This is a genomic window from Streptomyces sp. NPDC093795, from assembly GCF_044764665.1.
In the GTDB taxonomy this organism is placed as follows: domain Bacteria; phylum Actinomycetota; class Actinomycetes; order Streptomycetales; family Streptomycetaceae; genus Streptomyces.
Map to the genome: position 1 here is coordinate 341,630 of NZ_JBIWIO010000007.1, position 24,735 is coordinate 366,364.

At 72.7% G+C, this 24,735-nt stretch carries 24 protein-coding genes; 14 read left to right on the plus strand and 10 right to left on the minus strand.

Going from position 1 to position 24,735, the window contains the following annotated elements; all coding sequences use genetic code 11:
- Positions 1–24: 24 nt before the first annotated feature.
- The 4 genes from ACIRB7_RS21220 (at position 25) to ACIRB7_RS21235 (ending at position 3,324) form a co-directional block, all read left to right on the plus strand.
- Positions 25–717, plus strand: coding sequence for a TetR/AcrR family transcriptional regulator (locus tag ACIRB7_RS21220; protein WP_403600721.1), 693 nt, complete (start codon positions 25–27; stop codon positions 715–717).
- Between the two features lie 18 nt (positions 718–735).
- The gene (locus ACIRB7_RS21225; RefSeq protein ID WP_403600724.1) at positions 736–1,431 is read left to right on the plus strand and encodes an ArsR/SmtB family transcription factor; all 696 of its coding nucleotides are present in this window, start codon (positions 736–738) and stop codon (positions 1,429–1,431) included.
- A gap of 91 nt (positions 1,432–1,522) precedes the next feature.
- A complete protein-coding gene (locus ACIRB7_RS21230) occupies positions 1,523–2,437 on the plus strand; it encodes a DMT family transporter (protein ID WP_403600726.1) in 915 nt (304 codons plus the stop codon).
- 215 nt (positions 2,438–2,652) lie between these two features.
- Positions 2,653–3,324 (plus strand): TetR family transcriptional regulator, encoded by a 672-nt coding sequence (locus ACIRB7_RS21235; RefSeq protein ID WP_403600729.1) that lies wholly within the window; start codon positions 2,653–2,655, stop codon positions 3,322–3,324.
- 129 nt (positions 3,325–3,453) lie between these two features.
- Here ACIRB7_RS21235 and ACIRB7_RS21240 read toward each other — a convergent pair whose 3' ends face one another.
- Positions 3,454–4,116 (minus strand): TetR/AcrR family transcriptional regulator, encoded by a 663-nt coding sequence (locus tag ACIRB7_RS21240; protein WP_403600732.1) that lies wholly within the window; start codon positions 4,114–4,116, stop codon positions 3,454–3,456.
- 122 nt (positions 4,117–4,238) lie between these two features.
- Here ACIRB7_RS21240 and ACIRB7_RS21245 point away from each other — a divergent pair, with 122 nt between their 5' ends.
- The 10 genes from ACIRB7_RS21245 to ACIRB7_RS21290 all read left to right on the plus strand — a co-directional run bounded on the left by ACIRB7_RS21245 (position 4,239) and on the right by ACIRB7_RS21290 (position 13,116).
- The gene (locus ACIRB7_RS21245; RefSeq protein WP_403600735.1) at positions 4,239–5,177 is read left to right on the plus strand and encodes a DMT family transporter; all 939 of its coding nucleotides are present in this window, start codon (positions 4,239–4,241) and stop codon (positions 5,175–5,177) included.
- A gap of 34 nt (positions 5,178–5,211) precedes the next feature.
- The gene (locus tag ACIRB7_RS21250; protein ID WP_403600738.1) at positions 5,212–6,012 is read left to right on the plus strand and encodes an MBL fold metallo-hydrolase; all 801 of its coding nucleotides are present in this window, start codon (positions 5,212–5,214) and stop codon (positions 6,010–6,012) included.
- Between the two features lie 34 nt (positions 6,013–6,046).
- Positions 6,047–6,748 (plus strand): DsbA family protein, encoded by a 702-nt coding sequence (locus ACIRB7_RS21255; RefSeq protein WP_403600741.1) that lies wholly within the window; start codon positions 6,047–6,049, stop codon positions 6,746–6,748.
- Between the two features lie 230 nt (positions 6,749–6,978).
- Positions 6,979–8,157, plus strand: coding sequence for an aminotransferase class I/II-fold pyridoxal phosphate-dependent enzyme (locus ACIRB7_RS21260; RefSeq protein WP_403600744.1), 1,179 nt, complete (start codon positions 6,979–6,981; stop codon positions 8,155–8,157).
- Positions 8,147–8,722 (plus strand): DUF6190 family protein, encoded by a 576-nt coding sequence (locus ACIRB7_RS21265; RefSeq protein ID WP_403600747.1) that lies wholly within the window; start codon positions 8,147–8,149, stop codon positions 8,720–8,722. Before ACIRB7_RS21260 ends, ACIRB7_RS21265 begins: the two co-directional genes overlap by 11 nt.
- A 25-nt stretch (positions 8,723–8,747) precedes the next feature.
- Entirely contained in the window at positions 8,748–9,560 is an 813-nt protein-coding gene (locus tag ACIRB7_RS21270) for a dihydrodipicolinate synthase family protein (RefSeq protein ID WP_403600750.1), read from the plus strand.
- Positions 9,557–10,429, plus strand: coding sequence for an iron-containing redox enzyme family protein (locus ACIRB7_RS21275; protein ID WP_403600753.1), 873 nt, complete (start codon positions 9,557–9,559; stop codon positions 10,427–10,429). The genes ACIRB7_RS21270 and ACIRB7_RS21275 overlap by 4 nt, the downstream gene beginning before the upstream one ends.
- Positions 10,426–10,722 carry a Rieske (2Fe-2S) protein gene (locus tag ACIRB7_RS21280; RefSeq protein ID WP_351217731.1) on the plus strand — a complete coding sequence of 99 codons (297 nt, stop codon included), beginning with the start codon at positions 10,426–10,428 and terminating at the stop codon, positions 10,720–10,722. Before ACIRB7_RS21275 ends, ACIRB7_RS21280 begins: the two co-directional genes overlap by 4 nt.
- Positions 10,719–12,170, plus strand: coding sequence for a purine-cytosine permease family protein (locus tag ACIRB7_RS21285; RefSeq protein ID WP_403600757.1), 1,452 nt, complete (start codon positions 10,719–10,721; stop codon positions 12,168–12,170). The genes ACIRB7_RS21280 and ACIRB7_RS21285 overlap by 4 nt, the downstream gene beginning before the upstream one ends.
- 4 nt (positions 12,171–12,174) lie before the next feature.
- Entirely contained in the window at positions 12,175–13,116 is a 942-nt protein-coding gene (locus tag ACIRB7_RS21290) for a PDR/VanB family oxidoreductase (protein WP_403600760.1), read from the plus strand.
- Positions 13,117–13,214: 98 nt separating this feature from the next.
- On the opposite strand, the gene ACIRB7_RS21295 is transcribed toward ACIRB7_RS21290, so the two are convergent.
- From ACIRB7_RS21295 to ACIRB7_RS21335, 9 genes are all read right to left on the minus strand, one after another.
- The gene (locus ACIRB7_RS21295) at positions 13,215–14,297 is read right to left on the minus strand and encodes a Zn-dependent alcohol dehydrogenase (RefSeq protein WP_403600762.1); all 1,083 of its coding nucleotides are present in this window, start codon (positions 14,295–14,297) and stop codon (positions 13,215–13,217) included.
- 34 nt (positions 14,298–14,331) lie between these two features.
- Positions 14,332–15,732: an aldehyde dehydrogenase family protein gene (locus ACIRB7_RS21300; RefSeq protein WP_351217739.1), complete on the minus strand. Its 1,401-nt coding sequence runs from the start codon at positions 15,730–15,732 to the stop codon at positions 14,332–14,334.
- Between the two features lie 453 nt (positions 15,733–16,185).
- A complete protein-coding gene (locus ACIRB7_RS21305; protein ID WP_403600765.1) occupies positions 16,186–16,998 on the minus strand; it encodes a class F sortase in 813 nt (270 codons plus the stop codon).
- On the minus strand, positions 16,985–17,647 hold the full coding sequence (locus tag ACIRB7_RS21310; protein ID WP_403600768.1) for a hypothetical protein: 663 nt from the start codon (positions 17,645–17,647) through the stop codon (positions 16,985–16,987). The genes ACIRB7_RS21305 and ACIRB7_RS21310 overlap by 14 nt, the downstream gene beginning before the upstream one ends.
- A 182-nt stretch (positions 17,648–17,829) precedes the next feature.
- Positions 17,830–19,251 (minus strand): CitMHS family transporter, encoded by a 1,422-nt coding sequence (locus ACIRB7_RS21315; RefSeq protein WP_403600770.1) that lies wholly within the window; start codon positions 19,249–19,251, stop codon positions 17,830–17,832.
- Positions 19,252–19,427: 176 nt separating this feature from the next.
- Positions 19,428–21,629 carry a molybdopterin oxidoreductase family protein gene (locus ACIRB7_RS21320; protein WP_403600772.1) on the minus strand — a complete coding sequence of 734 codons (2,202 nt, stop codon included), beginning with the start codon at positions 21,627–21,629 and terminating at the stop codon, positions 19,428–19,430.
- Between the two features lie 89 nt (positions 21,630–21,718).
- Entirely contained in the window at positions 21,719–22,462 is a 744-nt protein-coding gene (locus ACIRB7_RS21325) for a TetR family transcriptional regulator (RefSeq protein WP_403600774.1), read from the minus strand.
- A gap of 33 nt (positions 22,463–22,495) precedes the next feature.
- Complete coding sequence (locus tag ACIRB7_RS21330; RefSeq protein ID WP_403600777.1) at positions 22,496–23,815, minus strand: hypothetical protein; 1,320 nt, start codon at positions 23,813–23,815, stop codon at positions 22,496–22,498.
- Positions 23,812–24,684, minus strand: a complete 873-nt coding sequence (locus ACIRB7_RS21335) for a hypothetical protein (protein ID WP_403600779.1) — start codon at positions 24,682–24,684, stop codon at positions 23,812–23,814. Before ACIRB7_RS21335 ends, ACIRB7_RS21330 begins: the two co-directional genes overlap by 4 nt.
- Between the last annotated feature and the right edge of the window lie 51 nt (positions 24,685–24,735).

Genomic DNA, 24,735 nt, shown 5'->3' on the forward strand with positions numbered 1-24,735 from the left:
TAGTTTTTTCTGCGCGGGCCTACTATGTGCGCCATGGCCCGACCGCGCAAGCCCCTGCTCAGCCGAGACCGCATCGTCGAGACGGCGGGCGCGCTCGTGGACGCGGAGGGCCTCGGCGCGCTCTCCACCCGCCGGCTCGCGGCCGAACTCGGGGTGAGCGGACCCTCGCTCTACAACCACTTCCGCACGAAGGACGAGATCCTCGACGCCGTCGCCGACGCGGTCAGCGCGAAGATCGACCTGTCGATGTTCACGGAGACGGACGGCCGGGACTGGGTGACGGCACTGCGGGACTGGGCCGTGTCCTACCGCGCCGCCCTCGCCGACCATCCGCACATCGTCCCGGTCCTCGCCCAGGGACCCGGCCGCCGCCCGGCCGGTCTGCGCGTCGCGGACGCCGTCTTCGGCGCGATGGTCCGCGCGGGCTGGCCACCGGCCCAGGCCACCTCCATCGGCGCGCTGATGCGGTACTTCATCACCGGGTCCGCGCTGGGCTCCTTCGCCCGCGGCTTCGTCGACGACGTGTCGGCCTACGACCCGGCCGACTACCCCCACCTCGGCCAGGCGCACCTCCTCGCGGAGCACCGCCAGAAGGTCGACGAGGGCGCCTTCGACACGGGGCTGCGGGCCCTGCTCGACGGGCTGCGGCTCCAGTACGCAGCCCTCGGCCGCCGACCGGGGACCTCGATCGACGCTTCGGCCACCACCGAAGCGTGAGTGCGGGAGCCTTGGCGCATGGCTGCCAGTGACCTCGCCGCGCTCGCGGCGCTCCTCGCGGACGAGACCCGCGCCGCGTTCCTGCTCGCCCTGCTCGACGGACGGGCCTGGACCGCCGGGGAGCTCGCCCGGCACGCGGGCGTGGCGCCGTCCACCGCGAGCGAGCACCTCGGCAAGCTCGTCTCCGGCGGGGTGCTCACGGAGGAACGGCAGGGGCGCCACCGGTACGTACGCCTCGCCGATCCCGGGATCGCGCATCTCGTCGAGGACCTCGCCGCCCGGTCCGAACCGGCGGTGGCCGCGCCGCCCCGCTCCCTGGGGGCGGCGAGCGCCGGGCGGGCGATGGCCCGGGGGCGGACCTGCTACGACCACCTCGCCGGACGGCTCGGCATCGTCGTCACCGAGGCGATGACCGTGCGCGGGCTGCTGCGCCAGGACACCGGCTTCGCGCTGACGGACCGGGGCCTCGCCTGGTTCGACGAGCTGGGCGTTCCCCTCGTACGCCGGGGGCGGCGGCCCGTCGCGCGCGGCTGTCTCGACTGGACCGAGCGGCGGCCGCACCTCGCGGGGATCGCGGGCGCCGCGCTGTGCGGGCACGCGCTGGAGGCCGGATGGTGCGTACGGATCGGCTCGGAGCGGGCCGTGAGGGTGACCGAGGAGGGCGAGAGCGCGCTGTACGCGTCCCTGGGCATCGCCCCGGCGGAACTGCGGTGACATCGCGGCGGGTCGGGGCGGCGGCGGTCCCGGCCGGCGGCCGCGCGATATTGCGGTGACCGCCGAAGTGTCCGCGTCCTACGGTCGGGCCATGCAGAAGCAATCCTCGCGGCTCGCCTTCGCGGCCGCCGGTGTCACCGTCGTCCTCTGGGCCTCCGCCTTCGTCTCCATCCGCAGCGCCGGGGAGGCCTACTCGCCCGGCGCCCTCGCCCTCGGCCGGCTGCTCGCGGGGGTCCTGGTCCTCGGGACCGTCCTCCTGGTCCGGCGGGAGGGGCTGCCGCCGCGGGCGGCCTGGCCGGGGATCGTGGTCTCGGGCCTGCTCTGGTTCGGGGTGTACATGGTGGTGCTCAACTGGGGCGAGCAGGAGGTCGACGCGGGCACGGCCGCGATGGTGGTGAACATCGGGCCGATCCTGATCGCGCTGCTCGGCGCCCGGTTCCTCAAGGAGTCGCTGCCGCCACGGCTGCTCGCGGGCATGGCGGTATCCTTCGCCGGCGCGGTGACCGTGGGCCTTTCGATGTCCGCCGCCTCCTCCGGCGGGCACGCCTCGGTCCTCGGAGTGCTGCTCTGCGTCCTGGCGGCGATGGCGTACGCGGGCGGGGTCGTGGCCCAGAAGCCGGCGCTCGCGCACGGCAGCGCGCTCCAGGTGACGACCTTCGGGTGCCTGGTGGGGGCGGTGGCCTGTCTGCCGTTCGCCGGGCAGCTGGTGGAGGAGGCGGGCCGCGCCCCGCTGTCGGCGACCCTCAACATGGTCTATCTCGGCGTGTTCCCGACCGCGCTCGCGTTCACGACCTGGGCCTACGCCCTGGCGCGTACGACCGCCGGGCGGATGGGCGCGACGACGTACGCCGTGCCCGCTCTCGTCGTGGTGATGGCCTGGGTGTTCCTGGGCGAGCTGCCGGAGCTGCTCACCCTCGCCGGAGGCGCGCTGTGTCTGGCCGGTGTGGCCGTTTCGCGCTCGAGGTCACGGGCTTCGGTCGCCGCCGGAACGGCCGGATCCACCTGACAGGCCATACCTCCGGTTCCGGTCACTTCACGGACGGGTGGCGTGCGGCGGGCGCCCGCGACCTGGAGCGGAGATGCCCGTCAAGCCCCAGTTTCGGCCCCTGGGACGGCGAGGTACGTTTCGTCGTCTCCCGGCCGGATAGTTTCGAGTCGGTCACAGGCATGGGCCGGAACATAACGCTCCGGCACCTTCTCGCAAGCTCGACGGGGGAGCTCATGGCGATACAGCAGCGGGCGGAACGTACGAGACAGGAAATCCTGTCGGCAGCGGCCAGGGTGTTCGACGGGCTCGGGTACGAGCGGGCATCCCTGGCCAGGATCGCCGGCGAGGCCCGGGTCACCACCGGGGCGCTCGTCTTCCATTTCGCGACGAAGGCGGATCTGGCGACGGCGGTCCGCGGGCGGGCCCGCGCGGTCACCCGGATCACCGTCGAGTCGGCCTGCCTGTCCACCGAGGGTGTGGGCGGCACCGCGATCGACAAGCTGGTGATCGCCACGCACGCGCTGATCCGGCTCTTCGAGACCGATCCCATGGCGCGGGCCGGAGAACGCCTCGCGCGGGAGCTCCAGTTGACCGACCCCGGCTTATCCGGGGACTGCCCCTGGCGCCGCGAGGTGGCCCGCCTGGCGCGCTTCGCCGCGGCCGAGAAGGCCCTGCGCCCCGGCGTCGACGCGACGGCGGTCGCGGCGCTGATCGGCTATGTGATCACCGGGGTCGAGCTGGAGATGCGCTGCCCGAGCACACCGTCGGACGAGGCCTGGTCCACCGATGAGGAGCCCAGGACCGCCGAGACCGGCGCGCTGCACTGCCCGGCCGAGCAACGGCTCGGCCGCATCTGGAAGTTGATCCTGCCGGGCCTGGTCCACCCGGCCCCGCACGTCCCCTAGGACCTGTGGGCCTGATCCACCCGGCCCCACACATTCCCTTGGGCATACGGCCCGGTCCACCCGGCCCCACACATTCCCTGGGCGTATCCGGCCCCGATCCGCCGGGCACCTCCCAGGCGCTGACCCGGCTCACTCCCCCGAGCGCAGCAGCTGGCGGGCGAAGAGCGCGAGGGAACGGCCTATGCGCTCGGTCGACAGGCCGAGTTCGTGCCGCTGGAACTGGAAGAGCTCGGGTGACAGCGGGCCGAGCGCGATGTCGATCAGCGGGTCCGGGTCCTGGACCTTGTGGTCGACGAGCAGGGTGCGGACGTGGACGCGCCAGAAGCCGTAGGCGCCCGTCCGGAAGCGCGCGGGGCCGGTCTCCGCCCCCAGCGCCAGCGGCAGATGCCGTTCGAGCAGGTCGAGCATCGCCAGGTAGAAGGCCGCGAGCCGCTCCCCGGCGGGGGCGCCGGGGCCGAGCGGCGGCGGACCGTAGATGAGCTGCCCCTGGAGCCGGCGCTCGTGCTCGTCGAGCAGCGCGACGGCGACCGACGACGGGTCGGGGAAGCTCCGGTACAGGGTGGCGCGGCCCACCCCGGCAGCCTTGGCGATCTTGTCCATGGTGACCGATCGCGGGTCCTGCTCGGCGAAGAGCCGTTCGGCCGCGGACAGGATCTGGGCGCGGTTGCGTTCCGCGTCCGCGCGCCGGCGCGGGGCGACCGGCTGTTCGTCGACCGCCTGGAGATCGCCGAGGAGCCCGCCGACCCGGTGCACGGAGGCGGCTCCACGACCGCGCTGCTCGTCCTCGCTCATGGACCAGACCTTACTTCCCCTCGAGCTAAGTGGACACCTTGTCCGCTTGCTGGGTGTCATGGCATGCTAAACGGACTCAGTGTCCACTTACTCGCTCGCCATCCCGCCCCAGGGAGATCAAGATGCACACCGCGCTCCTCGCCGCGGCCCTGCTGGTCGGCTGCCTCCTGGCCGTCCAGGCCTCGGTGAACCTCCAGCTCAACTCGGCCGTCGGCACCCCGTACGGCGCCTCGACCATCCAGCTCGGCGTCGCGACCGGTCTGCTGACCGTGCTCGCGGTGGCGGCCGGAGCCCTCGGCGCGCTCGGCAAACTGCCCGACGTCGAGGCCTGGCAGCTCCTGGGCGGTCTGGCCAGTCCGCTCTACATCACCAGCGGCATCCTGCTCTTCCCCCGGCTCGGAGCCCTCGCCGCCGTCGGGCTCTTCGTCACCGGCCAGATGTTCGCCTCGCTCGCGCTCGACCTCTTCGGTCTCCTCGGGCTCGAACGGAAGGACCTCAGCGCCGGGATCGTCATCGGCGCCCTGGCCGTGCTCGCCGGCATCGTCGTGATCATCCGGGGCATGAAGGCCGCCGCCCCTCCCGGCGCGCCCAGGATGTCGAGCGCCGGCCGCGTCGGCTGGCTCGCCCTCGGTGTCGTCGCCGGCGCCGTGCTCCCCGTACAGGGCGCGGTCAACGCCCAGCTGCGCGCCCAGCTCAAGGAGCCCATCACCGTCGCCGTGATCAGCTTCGCCGTGGCGACCTTCACCATCGCCGTCGTCCTGCTCGTGCTCTACGCGACCCGGCGCACCCCCAAGCCGAAGATCGCGCCGCTGAAGAAGATGCCCTGGTGGGGCTGGCTCGGGGGCGCCTGCGCCGCCGCCTACGTCACCGGGACCTTCCTGCTCATCCCCTCCATCGGGGCGGCGGTGACCATCGCGCTCACCGTGACGGGACAGCAGCTCACCTCGGCCCTCATCGACCACAAGGGCCTCTTCAAGCTCCCCCAGCGCTCCCTCACGAAGCCGCGCGCCCTGGGTCTCGTCCTGCTGATCGCCGGATCCCTGACCATCCAGCTCGTCTGACCGCGGCCCGATCGCGCGTCATGAAAGGTGTGTCATGAAAGCGTCCTACACCGCCGGGCCGGACATCCACGTCCTCCCCTCGGCGCTGCCCATACCGGGCCTCGGCGACCAGCCGGTGAACGCCTTCCTCGTACGCTCCGGTCAGCCGCTCCTCGTGGACACCGGCATGCCCGTGGACCGGGAGGACTTCCTGGACTCCCTCTGGTCGCTGATCGAGCCCGGCGATCTGCGCTGGGTCGTCGTCACCCACGACGACCGCGACCACACCGGAGCCCTCGCGGGCATCCTGGCGGCCGCGCCGCACGCGAAGGTGCTCACCAACGCGTTATCGGTGACGCGAATATCGGAAGAGTTCAGCATTCCGCAGGGCCGGGTGGTGACCGCGAACCCGGGAAGCCGGGTGAAAATCGGCGACCGTGAGCTGAGTTTCCACCGGCCGCCCACCTTCGATTCACCCGGAACTCTCGCCGTGTTCGACCACTCCGATGGAACGCTCTACAGCTCCGACAGTTTCGGTACCGTCGTCGAGGAAATCAGCGAGGACTTCGCCGATCTCTCCGAGGAGGAATTCTTCCACGGCTTCGACGTGCTGAACCGGGCCATAGCTCCGTGGACCGCACTTGTCGACGAGGCGAAATTCCTCCGCCCCGTGCGCGAACTGGCGGCCCTGCGTCCCACGCGGCTGCTCAGCGCCCACGGCCCGACCGTCCGCGAGGACGCGGTACCGCGACTCTTCCGGGCGATGGCCCGCATCCCCTCCCTGCCCGCCTGGCTGCCGGGCGCCGACCTCGACCTCGAGGCGGCGCTCGACACCATCGAGTCCCCCGCCGGCTGAGCCCGCTCCGCCCGCGTACCCACCGAGGAGAACCATGCTCGACCCGACCACCGCCGACCTGACCCCGCCGCGCGGAGTCGTCACCGTCTTCTCCGACATCTGGTGTTCCTTCGCGCACATCGCCATCCACCGGCTGCACGCCACCCGGGCCCGTCTCGGCCTGGAGGAGCAGGTCTCCTTCGACCTGCGCGCCTTCCCCCTGGAACTGCTCAACGACGCCCCGAGCCCGCGCCCCGGCACGGACAGCGAGGTCGCCCGGATGGCCAGTCTCGAGCCGTCCGCCGGCTGGCAGCTGTGGCAGGCCAAGGACTGGCTCTACCCCTCCACGACCCTGCCCGCCCTGGAAGCGGTGCTCGCCGCCAAGGAACAGAGCCTGAACGCGTCCGAACAGCTCGACCTCGGGCTGCGCCGGGCCTTCTGGGCCGAGTCGCGCTGCATCAGCCACCGCAAGGTGATCCTGGACGTGGCCGCGGACACCGGCGCGGTCGACGTCGACGCCCTCACCGAGGCGCTGGACGACGGGCGCGCGCGCCGGGCGCTCGCGGACCAGGCCGCCCTGTCCCGGACCGACCGGGTCAACTGCAGCCCCCATCTGTTCCTGCCCGACGGCTCGGACCAGGCCAACCCCGGCATCGACGTGGGCTGGGAGGGCTCGTACGGCATCGGCTGGCCGGTGATCCACTCGGACGACCCGAAGGTATACGAGGACATCCTGCTGAGGGCCGCCACTGAATAGTTGAAAGGCTGCCCAAAGCGGCAGGACAAGCGCGAGAACAAGGGGAACGACGGTCAGGCATTCCTTTCGAGGAATGCCCGACCGTCGTTCCTTTTTTACGCCGGGAGAACATCGCGGTGATTATTAATTGCGTGACCCGGTCGTTATTCGCAAGGCCGGTCGAAGCTCCTACAGTCGTTCACGCCGCCGGAATTCCGGACGGAGATTCGTATCGACAGCGGGAGTTCTTCATGTCGTTGACCGACAAGGCAGACGTCAGCACGTTCGTCGACCTCACCCAGCACGAGATCGAAGCCCTGAAGACCCGGTTCAATCTGGCCGACGCGCACACCCACCAGCGTCAGTCCGCGTCCCAGGAGCGGATCGTCTCGCGCCTCCCCGAGCTCTGGCACGAGTCCGAGTCGAAGCAGCAGGCGCACTTCGAGCGCCAGTTCATCGACGCCTTCTTCCGACTGCACCAGCAGCCCACCGCCCGTGCGATGGACCGCACGCTCCTTTCCTACTCCGCCAGTGTGTCGACCATGGTCGCCGGCATGTTCCTGAAGCAGCGCGGGAAGTCGGTGCAGCTGGTCGAGCCCTGCTTCGACAACCTGGTCGACCTGCTGCGCAACATGCAGGTGCCGATCTCCCCGCTCGCCGAGTCGGCGCTGCACGACAAGGACGCCATCTACGAGCGGCTCGTCGAGCAGGTCGACGCCGACGCCCTCTACCTCGTCGACCCCAACAACCCCACCGGGTTCACCTTGCTCGCCGAGAAGCTGGACGGTTTCCGCGAGGTGGTCCGCTACTGCGTGGACCACGACAAGGTCCTGGTGATGGACTTCTGCTTCGCCTCCTTCGCGCTCTGCGACGAGGGCATCGGCCGGGTCGACATCTACCGGCTCCTGGAGGAGTCGGGCGTCACGTACATGGTCATGGAGGACACCGGGAAGACCTGGCCGATCCAGGACGCCAAGTGCGCCATGATCACGGCCAGCCGGGACATCCAGGAGGAGGTCTACAACCTCCACACGAGCGTCCTCCTGAACGTCTCGCCCTTCGTCCTCAACATGGTCACCCAGTACGTCGAGGACTCCATCTCCGACGGTTTCGCCTCCGTCCGCGACATCATCCGGACCAACGGCGACGCCGCCCGCGCGGCCCTCAGCGGCACGATCCTGGAGTTCCAGGAGCCGGTCGTGGGCACCAGCGTCGCCTGGTTCCGCATCACGGCGGAGCACCTGACCGCCACCCGGCTCCAGGCCGTCCTCTTCGACGAGGAGGTGTACGTCCTACCGGGGACGTTCTTCTACTGGAACACCAAGGAGAAGGGCGAGCGCTTCATCCGCCTGGCACTGGCCCGCGAGCCCGAGGTGTTCGCCGGCGCGATGGAGCGGATGCGGAAGGTGCTCGAGCGCTATGCGGCCTGACCCCAGTGCCGTGCGGCCCGACCCGAGCGCCACGCGGCCCGGCGCGAACCCGGCCGTGTTCGTCGATGCCACGCTCTTCATGGGCATGCACAGCAAGGACGACACCGTCCGCCTGGCCGCCAAGGCCTTCTTCGCCGGCCGGCTGGCCGCGGGGGACGCCGGCGGGGTCGTCATGAGCTGGGAGCAGGTCGGCCGCTGCGACGACCTGGTGTGGGGCTACGAACGAGGGGTGCAGGACGAGTACTACCCCTTCATGGACGTCCTCCACACCGACCTTGCCATCGAGCGCGCCGCCTACACCGAGGACGACATCCGCCGGGCCTGCACCACGCCCGGGTTCGACGGCCTCCCCACCCACGAACGGCTGCTGCTCGCCCAGGTCGCCGGCCGCGGGGGCGTCCTGCACACCGCGAGCCCCCGGCTCACGGCGAGGGCCGGCCTGCCAGTCGTACCGATCGTGCCGGACGGCTCAGCCGGCCCGCTCGGGGAAACGACGTTCCCCTCGTACCTGGAAGACCTCTACCAGCGGTCGCTGGTGCTGACGGTCGTCTCCGAAAACCTCTGAAGGCATTCCGAAAGGCACCCCTCTCATGCCTGACACCCACTCCTACTCCGGGACCGTCGTCCCGCTGATCACCCCCCTCGACGAGCACGGCACCGTCGACGAGCAGAGCGTCGCCCGCCTCCTGGACCACATCCGGGCCGAGGTCACCGGCCTCATGCCGGCCCTGACCTCCGGGGAGGGCTGGAAGCTCGACGCCCGGCAGTGGCAGGACGTCGTCACGTACACCGTCAAGCACGCCGACGGCCTCCCCGTGCTCGCCGGCATCCAGCTCCCCGACACCGCCTCGGTGATCGACCGGGCGCGCACGGCCGCGGAGATCGGCGCCGACGCGGTCGTCGTCACCACGCCGTTCGGCGCCGACGTGACGCAGGACCAGATCGTCGCGCACTACCGGGCCATCCGCACGGCCCTCGACATACCGATCTTCCTCTACAACGAGGAAGCGCTGTCGGGCAACCGGATCGAGTTCGACACCCTGGTGCGGATCTGCGCGGAGATCCCCGGGATCGTCGGCATCAAGGAGTCCAGCGGCGACGCCGCCTTCACCCGGAAGATGGCCGAGGCCGGCACCGGCATCCCGGTCTTCGAGGGCTGGGAGAACCTGCTCGTCGACGCCCGCGGCATCCAGGGCTTCATCGGCCCGCTCGCCAACCTGGAACCCGCCCTGTGCAACGCGATGCTGGTCGACCCGACCCCCGACCGCCAGGCGGAGATCAACACCGTCTGCGAGCGGTACGGAGTCTTCCGCGACGACTGGTACCGCTGGGTCAAGAAGGAATTGCACCAGCGTGGCGTCATCGCCTCCCCCACCACCCACGAGGAGGCGAAGGCGGCATGAGCACGCCCTCGTCCCACCTGTCCGTCCCGGTGGCCGCGCATTCGATCGCGGCCCCGGCCGCGACCGCGCAGCGCGAACTGCACAGCCTCTACCGGAGGGTTCCCAACCTCGGCGACTACGGGTCGATGACCGCCATCGAGGAGCGGTGGATCCTGCCCAAGGCGCGGGCGTACGAGACCTCGGCGCCCCGCTTCGACTCGGCCGGCGAGCTGCTCCAGGCGCTCAAGCAGTTCCTCGCCGAGGAGGAGGCCGCGCTGCCCGAGAGCGCGACCTTCCTCGCCGAGCACGCGACGCTCGACCAGTTCAAGGTCGTGGTGCGGCAGTTCGCGCTCGACGGCCTCACGGAGTCCGAGTCGCTGCTGCCGGTGGTGCCCCGGCTGCCGTACCGCTCGGCGATGGCGGTCTTCCGGGTCCTCATCGACGAACTCGGCTGCGGCAACGAGGAGAAGGCGCACTCCCAGCTCTACCGCGACCTGCTCACCGAGCTCGGCATGAGCCTCCGGCTCGACGACTACCTCGACGAGACGGTCCCGGAGTGCTTCGCGTACGTCAACATGTTCCACTGGCTGGCGAGCCGGGCGCCCTCGCCCCAGTACTTCCTGGGCGCGTACGCCTACTTCGAGACCAGTGTGCTGTACGCCTTCCAGAGCTTCGCGCGGGCGGCGCGGCGGCTCGGGATCGCCCACGACGCCTACTACACCGAGCACCTCTACATCGACTCCTACCACAGCAACCACATGCGTACGGCGATCCGCTCCCTCGAGGAGCCGGACCTGGCGAAGATCTGGGCGGGGGTCCGGCTGGCCTCCGACATCGTCGGCACGGCCACGGAGGCGGCCGTCGCCCGGGCGCGGGAGACCGTCGCGTGACGGCCGTGCCCGCCGGGCGGCGGGGTTCCGACGAGCCGACCGTCCGCCAGGTGACCGAGGACCTGGTCCTGGTCGAGGTCGGGGGCCGCAAGGTCCTCGCGGCCGCCGTCTGCCCGCACCGCGGGGGCCGGCTGAAGTACGGCAGGGTCGACGGGGACAGGCTGCGGATCACCTGCCCCCTGCACCACACGACCTTCGACCTGACGAGCGGGGAGCGCACGTCGGGCGCGGCCTGCGCGGCCCTGCGGGTGCTCGACGTACTGCCGGGCGAGCCCGCCGGGGGCGCCTCATGACCACCACTCCGACCGGGGCGGCGTCCACCGTGGCGCCGCCCCGTGCGGGGGCCGACCACGACGGCATCGCGCCGGTGCCCGAGGCCGAACGCACCTCGACACCGGGCGACTTCGGCTGGATCTGGCCCTCCGCGCAGTTCTCGTTCGGCACGGTCGTCCTCGGTGCGCTGCCCGTCGTCTTCGGCCTTGGCTGGTGGGCCTCGGCGAGCGCCATCGCCGTGGGCGTCGCCGTCGGCACGGTGTTGCTCGCCCCGCTGGCCCGGTTCGGCGTCCGTACCGGCACCAACGATCCGGTGGCGAGCGGCGCGCACTTCGGCGTGCGGGGCCGGGTCGTCGGCAACGCCCTCACCGTGGTGACCGCGCTCGGGTTCTTCGCGATCGCCGTGTGGACGGGCGGCACCGCCGTCATGGTCGCGGGACACCGGCTCCTCGGCACCCCCACGGGCCCCGGCGCGCTGACCGCCGCGATGTTCGTGACGGCGGCCGCGGTCGCGCTGGTCGCCGTACGCGGACACCAGACGCTCGTCCGCACCTACAAGGTGACCGCGGTCACCGGCGGCGTGGTCCTCCTCGGCACCGTGCTCGTCCTCGCCCCGGACTTCGACGCGGGCTACGCCGGCGGGACGCTCGCGCTCGACAGCGCCTTCCACACCTGGCTGCTCGCGGCCACCGCATCCGCCACCGTGCCCCTGTCGTACGCCACCTTCCAGGGCGACTACACCCGTTTCATGCCCTCCTCCACCCCCACCGGCCGGGTGGTACGGGCCAGCGGGGTCTCCATGTTCCTCAGCAGTCTCGCCGCGCTGCTCACCGGCGCGTACGTGACGACCCTCTTCCCCGTGCCCGACGAACCGTGGCTCCAGGGCCTGACGGACGCGGTGCCCGGCTGGTTCGCGGTGGCGGTCGTCATCTTCGGCTTCGCGGGCACCCTGCCGCAGGCGGGGCTGTGTCTGTACGCGGCCGGGCTCTCCGCCAACTCGGTGTTCTGGCGCTCCTCGCGGGCCGCCGTGACCACGGTGGTCGCGCTGCTCGCGGCGGCCGTGCTGTACCTCGGGGCGGTGGTGTACGACGCCATGGACGCCATGTCGGCGTTCGTGACGCTGCTGCTCACGGTCGTCGCCCCGTGGGCGGCCGTGCTCTCCGTCGGGTACGTGCTGCACCGGGGCCGTTACGACACGGAGGCGCTGCGCAGCTTCACCACGGGCGGCGGCGGGCGGTACTGGTACACGGGCGGGGTCAACGCGCGGGCCGCCGCGGCCTTCACGGCCGGTTCCGTCGTCGGCGTGCTCTGGGTCAACAACCCCCTGTACACCGGGCCGTTGACCGGGCTCACGGACGGGGTCGACCTGAGCCTGCCGGCCTCCTTCGTGGTCGCGGCCGCGCTGTACGGGGCGCTGTGCCGCGTATGGCCGGAGCCGCTTCTCCCGCCGACGCGAGCTGGGAGGTGACGCCATGGCCATGCTGACGGACCGGCCGGCGGCCCGGCTGACGGTCCGGTCGGTCGTCCGGGAGGCGGAGGGCGTCCTGGGGCTGCTGCTCGTCGACCCGGCGGGCGGGGAGCTGCCCCCGTGGGAGCCCGGCGCGCACGTGGAGGTGACGCTGCCGTCCGGGGCGGTGCGGCACTACTCGCTCTGCGGCGACCCGGCGGACCGGGGCGCGTACCGGCTCGGGGTGCTGCGCCAGCCGGCGGGCCGGGGCGGCTCCGCGGAGATCCACACCTCGGTCGGCGAGGGCACGGTCCTCGGGGTCCGGGGCCCGGTCAACCGCTTCCCGCTGGTGCCCGCCGAGCGGTATCTGTTCGTCGCGGGAGGCATCGGCATCACCCCGCTCCTTCCGATGGTCCGCTCGCTGCCGCCGGGGTCGTGGTCGCTGCTGTACGGGGGGCGGAGTCTCGCCTCCATGGCGTACCGCGCGGAGCTCACCGGCCTCCCGGGGGTCACGCTCGTCCCGCAGGACACGGCGGGGCTGCCCGACCTGGACGGTGTCCTCGCCGGCCTGCCGGCGGAGACGGCCGTGTACTGCTGCGGCCCGGAGGGGCTGCTGCGGGCGGTGGAGGAACGGTGGCCGGGTCCCCTCCACATGGAGCGGTTCGGGGTGGCGCCGCCCTCCGAGGAGGCCACCGTGGCGGGCGGCTTCGAGGTCGAGCTGCGGCGGACCGGGCGGACCCTGCGCGTGGATCCCGGCCGGACGCTGCTCGACGCCGTGCGCGAGGCCGTGCCGGGTGTGGCGTACTCCTGCGAGGAGGGCTGGTGCGGCACCTGTGAGACGAAGGTGCTCGCCGGGACGCCCGAGCATCATGACTCCGTCCTCGGTGAGGAGGAGAAGGCCTCGGGGACGACCATGATGATCTGTGTGGGACGCTCACGCGGGCCCCGGTTGACCCTGGACCTGTGAGCGCGGAAGCCCGTACCGGCATGTTCGCCGGTACGGGCTTCCGCACGCTGTCGGTCGGGCGGGCGGACGGTCGGGTGGGCTGGCGGTCGGGCGGGCGGTCAGTCGAAGATGACGAGGGCCCGGCCGCCCTTGCCGGCGATCATGTTGTCGAAGGCGCCCGGGATGCCGTCCAGGGTGATCCGCTCGGTGACGAGCGCGCCGAGGTCGAACCGGCCCGCCCTGATGTGCTCGGCGAGGACCGGCAGGTCCACGGCCGGGTTCGAGTTGCCGTAGACGCAGCCCGCGAGGGTACGGCCCCAGTGGAAGATCTCCAGGGCGTTGAAGGTGACCTGCTGGTCCTTGCCGCCGATGCCGACGACCGTGGTGCGGCCGCCGCGCCGGGTGGACTCCCAGGCGGTACGGATGGTGACGGCACGGCCCACGCACTCGACGGCCACGTCGACGCCCTGGCCGCCGGTCAGCTTCCGGATCTCCCGGGCGGTGTTGTCGGAGGCGACGACGTACTCGGTGGCGCCCGCCGCCCTCGCGAGGGCCTCCTTCTCCGGGGAGACGTCGACGGCGACGATCGTCGACGCGCCCGCGATCCGGGCGGCCTGGAGGGTGGCGAGACCGACCCCGCCGACGCCGAACACCGCGACGGACTCGCCTTCGCGGACCCGCGCGGAGTGGTGGACCGCGCCCCAGCCGGTGAGGACGGCGCAGCCGAGCAGGGCCGCGTCGGCGAGCGGCACCCCTTCGGGGGCGGGCAGGACGCAGTTCGCGGCGACGACCGTCTCCTCGGCGAAGGCGGCGACGTTGAGACCGGGGTGGAGCTCCGTGCCGTCCTGGGTACGGGCGTGGATGTTCGCGGCGCCGGCCAGGGCGCTGGCGCAGAGCCAGACCTCGCCGAGCGAACAGGGGTGGCAGGTCCCGCAGGACGGGGCCCAGTTGAGGACGACGTCGTCACCGGCGGCGATATGGGTGACGCCCTCACCGACGGAGACGACGGTTCCGGCGCCCTCGTGGCCGAGGACGGCGGGGACCGGCAGGCGCATGGTGCCGTTGGTGAGGGACAGGTCGGAGTGGCAGACGCCTGCGGCGGCGAGCCGGATGCGGACCTGGCCGGGGCCGGGCTCGGGGAGCTCGATGCCGGTGATCTCCAGCGGAGAGCCGACGGCGGGCAGGACTGCGGCGCGGATCACGCTCGTTGCTCCTTCTGCGCGGAGGGCCGGGGGGTCAGAACTGGAGGGACTTGGTCTGGAGGTACTCGGAGAGACCGTGCGCGCCGAGCTCCCGGCCCACGCCGGACTGCTTGTAGCCGCCGAAGGGGGCAAGCGGGTTGAACCGGCCTCCGTTGATGTCGACCTGACCGGTCTCCATGCGGCGGGCGAAGGCCACGGCCTCGTCCGGCTCGCCCCAGACCGCTCCGGCGAGGCCGTAGACGGTGCCGTTGGCGATCGCGAGGGCGTCGGCCTCGTCCTCGTACTTCAGGAGCGAGACGACGGGCCCGAAGATCTCCTCCTGGGCGATGGTCATCTCCGGGGTGACGTCGGCGAAGACGGTCGGGGAGACGTAGTAGCCGGTCTCGCGCGGGGCCTCGGGGCCGCCGGCGACGAGCCGGGCGCCCTCCTCGACGCCCTTCTCGATGTAGCCGCGGACGCGCTGCTGCTGCTTGGCGTTGACCAGGGGGCCGACGCGCTCGCCGGGGACGTACTTGGCGACGGCCTCGGCGGCGAGCGCCACCGCTTCCTCATACCGGTCGGCGGGGATCAGCATCCGGGTCCAGGCGCTGCACGTCTGGCCGGAGTTGGACATCACGTTGGCGACGCCGACGGCGACGGCCTTGGGGAGGTCGGCGCTCGGCAGGATCACGTTGGCGGACTTGCCGCCGAGTTCGAGGGCGACCCGCTTGACGGCCCCACCCGCGAGGGCGCCGATGCGGCGGCCGACGGCGGTGGAGCCGGTGAAGGAGACGAGGTCCACGTCCGGGTGCTCGGCGAGCGCCTGCCCCGCGACCGGGCCGAGGCCGGTGACCAGGTTGAACACACCGGCGGGCAGGCCCGCCTCGTGGACGGCCTCGGCGAAGAGCTGGGCGGTGAGCGGGGTGTCCTCGGCGGGCTTGAGGACGGTCGTGCAGCCGGCCGCGAGAGCGGGGGCGACCTTGGCGACGATCTGGTGGAGGGGGTAGTTCCAGGGGGTGATCGCGGCGACGACACCGACCGGCTCGGAGAAGACGGTCGAGTTGCCGACCTTCTCCTCGAAGGGGTGGGTGGCGGCCAGTTCGGCGTACGAGCCTGCCACGGCGATCGGCAGTCCGGCGTGGACGGCGGCGGCGAGCTGCGGCGGCGCGCCGAGTTCGGCGGTGACGGTGGCGGCGATCTCCTCCGCGCGGGCGGCGAGCGCGTCGCGCAGGGCGGCGATACGGGCGCCTCGCTCGGCGGGCGGGGTCGCGGCCCAGCCGGGGAGCGCGGCGCGGGCGGCGCGTACGGCGGCGTCGACGTCCTCGGCCGTGCCGGCCGGGACATGGCCGATGACCTGCTCGTCCGCCGGGTTGATGACGGCGATCGTGTCGGGGCCGGAGGCGGGGCGCCATTCCCCGCCGATGTACATCGCGTCGTGCGCGTCGTGGGCCTTCATGCGCTTCCCTCTCCTCACCCGGCCGAGCGGTTCGGCGGCGTCGACCCAAACTAGCGCTGTTAGTTTTTCGGCGCCAGGGCCCCGGGGCGTGCCCCCGGTCTCAGTAGCCGGTACGGGACCGATCGTGCCGCCCCGGCGCGGACCCTGTCCACGGCGGGACCGGACTGACGCAGGTGGCCGGAACTGGCGCGGGGCTCCTGGACAGGGCGGGGGCGGGGGCGCGAGGGCTGGCGGGTCGGGTGGGGTGGGCTGGGGTGGGGTGGGGTGGGGTGGGGTGGGGTGGGGTGGGGTGGGGTGGGGTGGGGTGGGGTGGGGTGGGGTGGGGTGGGGTGGGGTGGGCCGGGTGGATCGGGGACGCGCCGACGCGTCCGGTGGGCGCGCGCCGGGTGGCGGGCCCACCGGACGCGGCGGGGAGGGGCCCGACGGAGCGGCTGGGTCCGTCGGGACCGTGGGTCAGATCTTCTGGGCGGTGTCGGTGAGGTGGGCGAAGACGACGATGTTCGCCTCGTAGCCCGTCTCGCGGTCGAAGGCTCCGCCACAGGTCAGCAGCCGCAGTTCGGGCCGCCCGGTGGAGCCGTAGACCTCCTTGTCGGGGAACTCGGCCTTGGTGTACGTACGGATGCGGTCGACCGTGAAGACGGCGACCCTGCCGTCGGCGCGGGCGACCCTGATGGTGTTGCCGGGGCTGAGCGCGTCGAGGTTCAGGAAGACGGCAGGCCCGGTGCGGGTGTCGCGGTGGCCGACGACGATGGCGGTCCCCCGCTCCCCCGGCGTGGCGCCCTTCGCGTACCAGCCGACGACCCGGGGGTTGTCGACGGGCGGCGTGGCGAGCCGTCCCGTGGCGTCGAGACCGAGCTCGATGACGGGTGCCTCGATGGTGATGGCCGGCACGGCGAGGGTGGTGGGACGTGACCGGGCCAGCGGCGCGGGCGGAGCCGCCGGCCGGGGCGGTGGCACGGCCTTCGGCCGGGGTGGTGGTGTGGCTTTCGGCCGCACCCCGGTCCGCGCCTTGTGGTCCTGGGCCTGGGCGGCCGGCGCTCCGGCCGCCGCGGCCGCCCCGGCACCGCCGGCCTCGCCGGTTTCACCGGTCTGGCCGGTCTCGCCGGGTGCGGCCGGGCCGGCGGCGAGCGCCGGCGGGGCCGGCTCCTCGTCGCCGGCCCACCAGACGCCTCCGGTCACCAGGACCACGGTGACGGTCACGGTCCTGGCGAGCCGGAACAGGCGCCGGCGCCTGCGCGTGAGGCGGGACGACCTACGCGGCGCCATCGTTGCGGCGGCGCGAGCGGCGGATCAGGACGAGTCCGGCCGTACCGGCGATGCCGGCGGCGACGGCCGCCCCGACGCCGAAGGTGGAGGAGTCCTCGGCGGCGATCACCGCGCTGCCGCCGCCGCCCGCGCCGACCGGGCCGTGCGGGGGCTTGTGGTGACCGTTGCCGCCGTTGTGGCCGCCGTTGTTGCCGTTGCCGCCGTTCGGCGGGTTGGTGAAGCGGTCGCAGTCGACCTTGAAGACCTTGCTCTTCTTGGCCCCCTGCTGCCCCGTCCAGGTCCACTCGACCTTGTACATGCCGTCGGGGAGCTCGATGTCCGGGGTGTACCCGTTGCCGGACATGTCGACGGTGATCGCGCCGACTCTGACCGCGCCGCCCTTCGGGGGCTGCGGCGAGATCGTCCAGTTGAGCAGCGCGAGCCCGTCGAAGCCGAGCGCGGAGATGTAGAACGTGCAGACCTTGGGCTCGTTGCGCTGATCGGTCTCCCCCGTGCGGGGCGGCTCGTCGGGGCGCCCGGCGTGGTGGATCTTGACGTCGCCGTTGTCGCCGGGGGCGGCGAGAGCGGCGGGTGCGCCCGCGAGGGCGAGGCCGCTGAGCGTGAGAGCGGCGGCGGTGGCGGCCAGGGGCCGGGCGAGGCGAACGGACATGCGGATTCCTCCGGGAAGATGTCGGCGGACATTTCAACCGATAGTCTGACTATCGGTCACGACATGAGCACGGAGGGTGGCGACATGCGCGTCGCCACCCTCCGTTTCCCCCGTCCGGCCCAGCGGGCTCTCGTACCGGCCCTGCCGGCCCCCCGTAACAGCCCGGCTAGCCCCGCCCCGGCTCAGATGATCCCGAAGAGGATCCCCGCCGCGAGTACCACCAGCGAGGTCAGCGCGGCCCACTTCACCGTGAACCTGGTGTGGTCGCCGAACTCCACCTTCGCCATGCCGACCAGGACGTACACGGCGGGCACCAGCGGGCTCGACATGTGCAGCGCCTGGCCGACCAGCGAGGCCCTGGCGATCTCCAGGGGCGACACGCCGTGGGCGGCGCCCGCCTCGGCGAGGACCGGCAGCACGCCGAAGTAGAAGCCGTCGTTCGACATGAAGTAGGTGAGCGGGAGGCTGAGCACGCCGGTGACCACGGCCATGTGCGGGCCCATGCCCTCGGGGATGGCGCCGACGAGCCAGTCGGCCATGTGCTTGACCATGCCCGTACCGGTCAGGACACCGGTGAAGACGGCCGCGGCGAAGACCATGCCGGAGACGTTGAGGACGTTGTCGGCGTGGGCGGCGATACGCGCCTTCTGCTCGGCCATGTTCGGGTAGTTGACGGTGAGCGCGAGGGCGGCGCCGAGGAGGAACAGCACCGGGATCGGCAGCAGTTCGAGGATCATCGCGGTGAGCAGCACGAGCGTGAGTCCGGCGTTGAACCAGTACAGCTTGGGGCGGAGCGTCGCGCGGTTGGGGTCGAGGCCCTGGAAGCCGCCGTCCTCGCCGGCTGCCCCGCCGCCGCCCCCGCCGGATGCCGCGCCGGAGCCCGTCGGCTTGCCCGGGGAGCCGTCGCCGGAACCGGTGGCAGTGCCGCCGCCGCCCGCCGCGACGAGCACGGTCTCGGTCTCCGGCACCAGGGCCTCGTCGAGCGTGAGGTAGCCGAGGCGCTTGCGCTCGCGGCGACCGAGGACGTACGCGAGGACGAAGACGAAGAGCAGGCCCATGCCGAGCGCGGGGATCATCGGTACGAAGATGTCGGCGGCGTCCAGCTTCAGCGCGGTCGCGGCGCGGGCCGTGGGGCCGCCCCAGGGCAGGGTGTTCATGACGCCGTTGGCGGTGGCGGCGACACCTGTCATGACGACGAGGCTCATGCCGAGCCGCTTGTAGAGCGGATACATCGCCGAGACGGTGATCATGAAGGTGGTGGAGCCGTCGCCGTCCAGCGAGACGATCGCGGCGAGCACCGCCGTACCCACGACGATCCGTACGGGGTCGGCCTTGCAGAAGCGCAGGATGCCCCGGACGATCGGGTCGAAGAGGCCGACGTCGATCATGACGCCGAAGTAGACGATGGCGAACATCAGCATCGCGGCGGTCGGTGCCAGCTTGCCGACGCCTTCGATGACGTAGTCGCCGAGCTGGGCCCCCTGTCCGACCGCGACGCAGAAGAGCGCGGGGATCAGCACGAGCGCCGCGATCGGCGACATCTTTTTCATCATGATCAGGACCAGGAAGGTCGCGATCATGGCGAAGCCGAGGACGGTCAGCATGGGGCACCTCACGTTCACCGTTGAACTGCCGCCGAGCGGCGGTCCGGATGACGGTAGGTGCCCCGTTCTGCCGTTAACAAGATGTTGACGCGTGAGCAATACGAGCAAAACCCCAGGTCACGGCAGGGGAGACAGACGGGGGCGCGGCAGGCGTCACGACGGCGCCCCGGCGGACGTCACGGCAGGGGCGACACCTCGACGGGGAAGCCGTTCAGCACGGCCGTACCCGACAGCGGGTCGATCCGGGTCCCGTCGAGCAGCTGGTTGACGTTGACGCCGGGGCGGGCGGACGCCACGGTCAGCCGGGTGCCCGGCCGGTCGTGGCCCCAGCCGTGAGGGAGGCTCACGACCCCCGGGCGCACCCCGTCCGTGACCTCGACCGGCACCTCCAGCTCGCCGCCCTCGCCCTTGACGCGGGCGAGTCCGCCGTCGGCCAGCCGCAGCCGGGCGGCGTCCTCGGGGTGCACCTGGAGGGTGCAGCGGTTCGAGCCGCCGCCGAGGGCGGGGGTGTTGTGCAGCCAGCTATTGTTCGAGCGCAGGTGGCGGCGCCCGACGAGCTGGAGGGTGCCCGGGTCGGGTACGGCGTCGAGCGCGGCGCGCAACCGGGGCAGGTCGGCGGCGAGGGGCGCGGGGAACAGTTCGATCCGTCCGCTGCGGGTCTTGAGGAGCTGTGGGACGCGCGGCTTCAGCGGGCCGAGGTCGATGCCGTGCGGGTGGGCCTTCAGCTCGTCGAGGGTGAGCCCGTAGGGGCCGAGGCGCAGCATCAGGTCGAGCCGGCGCTCGGCCCCGGTGTCCCCGGTGAGCCGGGCCCCGAACTCCTCGGGATCGGCGCCGTACGCCGGCGAGTGCTCCTGCGTCACGGCCTTGGCGAGGGTGGTGTCGATGGCGAGCTGGTCGACGGCGGAGGGAGGAGCACCCCGCATCCCGGAGACCGCGAGGACGAGCCTGGCGTGGATCTCGCACTCGTCCATGCGATCCGCTTCGAGGGGTACGGCCGCCGGGGTGTAGCGGACCTGGTCGCGGACGGCGAACCCGTTGAAGGCGAAGTCGAAGTGGGCACTGCGGGAGGGCGGCGGCGGGGGCAGCAGGACATCGGCGTGGCGGGTGGTCTCGTTGAGGTACGGGTCGACGGCGACCATGAGGTCGAGGGAGTCGAGGGCCGCGTCGAGGCGGTCCCCGTCGGGCGCGGAGAGGACGGGATTGGCGGCGATGGTGATCACCGCGCGGACGCGCCCCTCTCCCGGGGTCTCGATCTCCTCGGCGAGCGCGACCAGCGGCAACTCGCCCTTGGCCTCGGGGTGGTGCGAGACCCTGCTGTGCCGCCGCCCGAGGGCGAAGCCCTTCCCCGGTCCGGCGGGGCGCGGGGCGGCCGCGGTGGCGGAGAGCGGGAAGAGGGCGCCGCCGGGCCGGTCGAGGTTGCCGGTGAGGATGTTGAGGACGTCGACGAGCCAGTTGCCGAGGGTGCCGTATGCCACGGTGGAGCTGCCCATCCGCCCGTAGACGGCGGCGGTGGGCGCGGCGGCGAGCTCCCTGGCGAGGGCGCGGATGGTGTCCGCGTCCACGTCGCAGGCGGCGGCGACCGCCTCGGGGCTGAACTCCCGTACGGCAGCCCGCACCTCCTCGACCCCCTCCACATGCGCGGCGAGCGGACCGAGGTCGGTGAGGCCCTCCTCGAAGAGGGTGTGGGCGAGGGCGGCGAGGAGGAGTGCGTCGGCGCCGGGGCGGATCGCGACGTGCCGGTCGGCGAGCCGTGCGGTGCGGGTCCGCCGGGGGTCGACGACGGTGAGGGTGCCGCCGCGCCGGCGCAGCGCCTTGAGCCTGCCGGGGAAGTCGGGGGCGGTGCACAGGCTTCCGTTGGAGTCCAGCGGGTTGGCTCCGAAGATCAGCAGGTGATCGGTGCGGTCCAGGTCCGGCACGGGGACGGCGAAGGGGTCTCCGAACAGCAGACCGCTGGAGACGTGCTTGGGCATCTGGTCGAGCGTGGACGCCGTGAAGAGGTTCCGGGTGCGCAACGCGCCGATCAGCAGGGGTGGGTAGAGGGCGCCGGCGATCGTGTGCACATTGGGGTTGCCCAGGACGATACCCACGGCATCCGGGCCGTACTCCTCGATGATCGGTCGGATTCTGGCGGCGATCGTGTCGAACGCCTCCTCCCAGGTGGCCTCCTGGAGCCGCCCGTCCTTCCGGACCAGGGGGGCGCGGAGCCGGTCGGGGTCGGCGTCGACCTCGGGGAACGCGGCGCCCTTGGGGCAGATGAACCCCTGGCTGAAGACGTCGTCGCGGTCGCCGCGCGCCCCGGTGACGCGGGTCCCCTCGATCGTCAGGGTCAGTCCGCAGGTCGCTTCGCAGAGCGGGCAGATGCGCGGGGCGGTGGGCATGGCGTCTCCCTGGGGCGGCGTCGGGTGGCCGAGCATACCGACCGGTAGGCACGTACGGGAGGGGTCTGCGGGAGGTGGTCTGCGGGAGGTTACGAGAGCGAGGGCGCCAGATAGGCGTGCAGCAGGTGACGGGTCTCGTCGATCAGCGCGGGATCTCCGGCGGGGTCGGTGCGGAACGCGAGCCGGACGAGGGCGTCGGCGGTCTCGACGCCGACCAGGACCTTCCGTCGCAGGCCCTCGTCGGCCGGCCGGTTCAGATGGGTGGCGAGGAGTGCGCAAAGCCGTTCGGCGACCAGCCGGTTGGGGTCCTCGGCGGCGCCCCCCGGCGAGCGGTCCGGCTCGGCCTCACCCTCGTCTGCGCCGCGGTCTGCGCCGTCGTCTGCGCCGTCGCCGGCCTCTCCCGTGCCCCCGCCCTCGCTCCCGCTCTCGCCGGGTGCGGCCGCGGGCACCCCGAAGTCGACGAGCGCGAACCCCGGGACGGTCCGCTTCATCGCGATGAACTCGTCCAGGACGCCGTCGATGGCCCCGTACGCGTCGAGGAGCGGCGCCTCGGCGAGGCGTTCGGAGACCCGTCGTGCGTATTCGTCGAGGTTGCGGTGCGCGAGGGCGGCGACCATCGCCCGCTTGTTGCCGAAGAAGCGGTAGACGGAGCCGATGGGGACTCCGGCGCGGCCGGCGACGGCACGGGTACTCAGTTGTTCGTACCCCGTCTCGTCGAGGAGCGCGGCGCAGGCGTCGAGGATCCGGGCGAGCCGCTCGGCGCTGCGCTGCTGGACGGGCGCGCGGCGGAGGACGGCGGGGGTCTGCGGGCGGGTCTGGGGCACGGGGACCATGATGCCGCTCCGGTCGGGGGACTCCAGGCCGATTCAGGCGATCAGCAGGCCGATGCCTCCGAGGGTGTAGGCGATCATCAGCGCGAACAGCGGGAGTTGGCCCGCGACGGCCCGGTGGGGCGGGAAGAGACGTACGGACCGGTCGTGGGCGGCGACGACGCCGAGGACGTGGCCGGTGACGATCGCGGCGACCTGGAGCGTCGCGAGGCCCCCGGGACCCAGGAACGGGGCGGGTACGAGGGCGTTGTCAGTGCCCCCTGCCATGATGACTGTGCGTGGTCCTTCGGTGACGAGGAGCGAGAAGTAGTGGGCCACGAGGTAGCCGAGGGCGATGGGCAGGAGCGAGTGGGCGAAGGAGGTGAGCGGACTGGTCAGGGCGGGGTTCATCAGGCGTAGGGCGCCGGCGCAGAGTCCGTAGCAGGCGGCGGCGAGGGCGACGGTGGCGAGGAGACCGAGCGTGGCGGTGGGCGTGGGGCCGAGGGAGGAGGTCTGGAGGGTGGTGATCCAGCGGGGGTTGTCGGAGAGGCCGTCGTAGGCGGTGGAGCCGAGCAGGACGCAGACGGTGGCGACGAGACCGGAGGTCTGCGGGGTCGAGTCGAGGCCGTGGAAGGGGGAGCGCAGGACCAGCCGTCCGTCGGTGCGGCGGCCGAGCGGTGAGAGCCGGGCGAGAAGGGAGGAGTACACCTCGAAGAGGTCGGCGTGGGCGAACCACCGGTCGCCGTAGCGGGCGGCGCCGAGGAGTTGGACGCCTGTGTGCACGGTCAGGGCGATGAGGAGGGTGGAGGAGGAGGTGTTGTCGGGGGCGACGAGTTCGAGCCAGGTGAAGAGGAGGAGTCCGGCGGCGGCCGGGCGGATGCCGAGCGCGGCGGGCAGGGGGCGGGGGCTCCGGGGCGGGTGGAGGGCGAGCAGGGCGCGCAGGGGGTTGAGGAGGCGCCAGACAGGGCCGAGGAGGAGGGAGGCAGGGACGAGTCCGACCCAGAGCAGGACGTAGAGGGCGCCGGGCGCGGGGTTGCGGTCGGGGTCGTCCGGGCCGAGGAGGAGGTGGAGGAGGAAGACCAGGGCGGCGGCGGCTCCGAGCAGGCGGAGCGCGGTGCGGGTGGCGGGGGCGTCGGCCATCCGCTGGAGGGAGGCGGGGAGCGGGCGTCCGGCGAGGTCGCCGCGGAAGCGGGAGGAGGACCAGAGCAGCCCCAGGGCGAGGAAGGAGACGAAGAGCGCGGCGAAGGCGCCCGCGTAGGCGTAGAAGGGAGAGAGGGGGAGGTCGTGCCGGGAGCCCACGCCGTGGGCGAGCGGAAGACCGAGCGCGGGGGCGTGGGCGTGGGCGTTGAGGGCGGCGTGGGCGTGGATGCCGGTCATCGGACGACGAGTTGGGTCAGCAGGAGTCCTGACTCGTGGGTCTCCACCTCGAAGAGGCCGGTGCGGTCCACGGTGAGGGTGAGAGAGGCGGGGGTCCCCGGGGAGAGCGGCAGTTCGCGGTCGTAGCCGTGCACGTGGAGAGTGTCGGCGCGGTCGCCGGTGACACGGAGGGTGAGGCGCTCGCCCTTCTTCAACTCGATGCGGGAAGGGGGTGGTGAGACGGTCGTTCCGGTGACGGTGAGGACGACGGTCCGGCCGGGCTCGGGCGGGCGCGGGCTGGTGGGGCGGGTGCCGGCGGGCGGCGCGGAAGTGGCGGGCGTCGATGGGGCGGAGGCCGGCGGGGCGGGCGTCGGCGGGGCAGGCGTCGGTGGGGTGGGCGTCGACGGGACCGGGGGGCTATCCAGGCGGACGGTGGTCTGCACGGGGGCGCCGGCGGCGGCCCAGACCGTGTGGTCGTCCGCGTGGAGCCGGACGGTCACGGTGCGGGCGCCCGCCGGGACGTACGCCCAGGGGCCGTACAGGCGGGCCGTCTCCCGGCCGTCGACCAGGAGGCGGGCGTGGCCCCGGCCCGGGAGGGCGGCGCCGCCGGCGCTCTCGGGGGTGAACCGGAACCTCTCCACCGTGAGGTGGACGTTCCAGCCGCCCTCGCTGTCGGGACGGGCCTCGGCCCGGACGGTGGGCGCGTCCGCCATCGGGAGCTCCCGGAGCCTGCGCCCACCCTCGTCCCGGGCCGGCAGCAGGGTGCCGCTGCTCCCGGTGGCCTCCTGGTGGCTGGTGCCGGGCTTGTGGTGGGTGGTGGCCCGCCCGCCGCAGCCCGCGAGGGCCAGCACGACGGCCAGGGCCGGCAGCACCAGGAGCGCCGCGGACATCCGGGGTGACCGGGGTATCCGGCGTGGCTGGGGCATCCGGCGTGGCTGGGG

What these genes read in the sequence shown, in the direction of transcription:
- ACIRB7_RS21315 (WP_403600770.1), bottom strand. Translation starts at nt 19,251, where the DNA reads ATGCTGACCGTCCTCGGCTTCGCCATGATCGCGACCTTCCTGGTCCTG.
- ACIRB7_RS21290 (WP_403600760.1), top strand. Translation starts at nt 12,175, where the DNA reads ATGGCCATGCTGACGGACCGGCCGGCGGCCCGGCTGACGGTCCGGTCG.
- ACIRB7_RS21335 (WP_403600779.1), bottom strand. Translation starts at nt 24,684, where the DNA reads ATGTCCGCGGCGCTCCTGGTGCTGCCGGCCCTGGCCGTCGTGCTGGCC.
- ACIRB7_RS21230 (WP_403600726.1), top strand. Translation starts at nt 1,523, where the DNA reads ATGCAGAAGCAATCCTCGCGGCTCGCCTTCGCGGCCGCCGGTGTCACC.
- ACIRB7_RS21275 (WP_403600753.1), top strand. Translation starts at nt 9,557, where the DNA reads ATGAGCACGCCCTCGTCCCACCTGTCCGTCCCGGTGGCCGCGCATTCG.
- ACIRB7_RS21300 (WP_351217739.1), bottom strand. Translation starts at nt 15,732, where the DNA reads ATGAAGGCCCACGACGCGCACGACGCGATGTACATCGGCGGGGAATGG.
- ACIRB7_RS21265 (WP_403600747.1), top strand. Translation starts at nt 8,147, where the DNA reads ATGCGGCCTGACCCCAGTGCCGTGCGGCCCGACCCGAGCGCCACGCGG.
- ACIRB7_RS21330 (WP_403600777.1), bottom strand. Translation starts at nt 23,815, where the DNA reads ATGACCGGCATCCACGCCCACGCCGCCCTCAACGCCCACGCCCACGCC.
- ACIRB7_RS21245 (WP_403600735.1), top strand. Translation starts at nt 4,239, where the DNA reads ATGCACACCGCGCTCCTCGCCGCGGCCCTGCTGGTCGGCTGCCTCCTG.
- ACIRB7_RS21320 (WP_403600772.1), bottom strand. Translation starts at nt 21,629, where the DNA reads ATGCCCACCGCCCCGCGCATCTGCCCGCTCTGCGAAGCGACCTGCGGA.
- ACIRB7_RS21240 (WP_403600732.1), bottom strand. Translation starts at nt 4,116, where the DNA reads ATGAGCGAGGACGAGCAGCGCGGTCGTGGAGCCGCCTCCGTGCACCGG.
- ACIRB7_RS21235 (WP_403600729.1), top strand. Translation starts at nt 2,653, where the DNA reads ATGGCGATACAGCAGCGGGCGGAACGTACGAGACAGGAAATCCTGTCG.
- ACIRB7_RS21270 (WP_403600750.1), top strand. Translation starts at nt 8,748, where the DNA reads ATGCCTGACACCCACTCCTACTCCGGGACCGTCGTCCCGCTGATCACC.
- ACIRB7_RS21260 (WP_403600744.1), top strand. Translation starts at nt 6,979, where the DNA reads ATGTCGTTGACCGACAAGGCAGACGTCAGCACGTTCGTCGACCTCACC.
- ACIRB7_RS21285 (WP_403600757.1), top strand. Translation starts at nt 10,719, where the DNA reads ATGACCACCACTCCGACCGGGGCGGCGTCCACCGTGGCGCCGCCCCGT.
- ACIRB7_RS21255 (WP_403600741.1), top strand. Translation starts at nt 6,047, where the DNA reads ATGCTCGACCCGACCACCGCCGACCTGACCCCGCCGCGCGGAGTCGTC.
- ACIRB7_RS21305 (WP_403600765.1), bottom strand. Translation starts at nt 16,998, where the DNA reads ATGGCGCCGCGTAGGTCGTCCCGCCTCACGCGCAGGCGCCGGCGCCTG.
- ACIRB7_RS21225 (WP_403600724.1), top strand. Translation starts at nt 736, where the DNA reads ATGGCTGCCAGTGACCTCGCCGCGCTCGCGGCGCTCCTCGCGGACGAG.
- ACIRB7_RS21310 (WP_403600768.1), bottom strand. Translation starts at nt 17,647, where the DNA reads ATGTCCGTTCGCCTCGCCCGGCCCCTGGCCGCCACCGCCGCCGCTCTC.
- ACIRB7_RS21250 (WP_403600738.1), top strand. Translation starts at nt 5,212, where the DNA reads ATGAAAGCGTCCTACACCGCCGGGCCGGACATCCACGTCCTCCCCTCG.
- ACIRB7_RS21220 (WP_403600721.1), top strand. Translation starts at nt 25, where the DNA reads ATGTGCGCCATGGCCCGACCGCGCAAGCCCCTGCTCAGCCGAGACCGC.
- ACIRB7_RS21325 (WP_403600774.1), bottom strand. Translation starts at nt 22,462, where the DNA reads ATGGTCCCCGTGCCCCAGACCCGCCCGCAGACCCCCGCCGTCCTCCGC.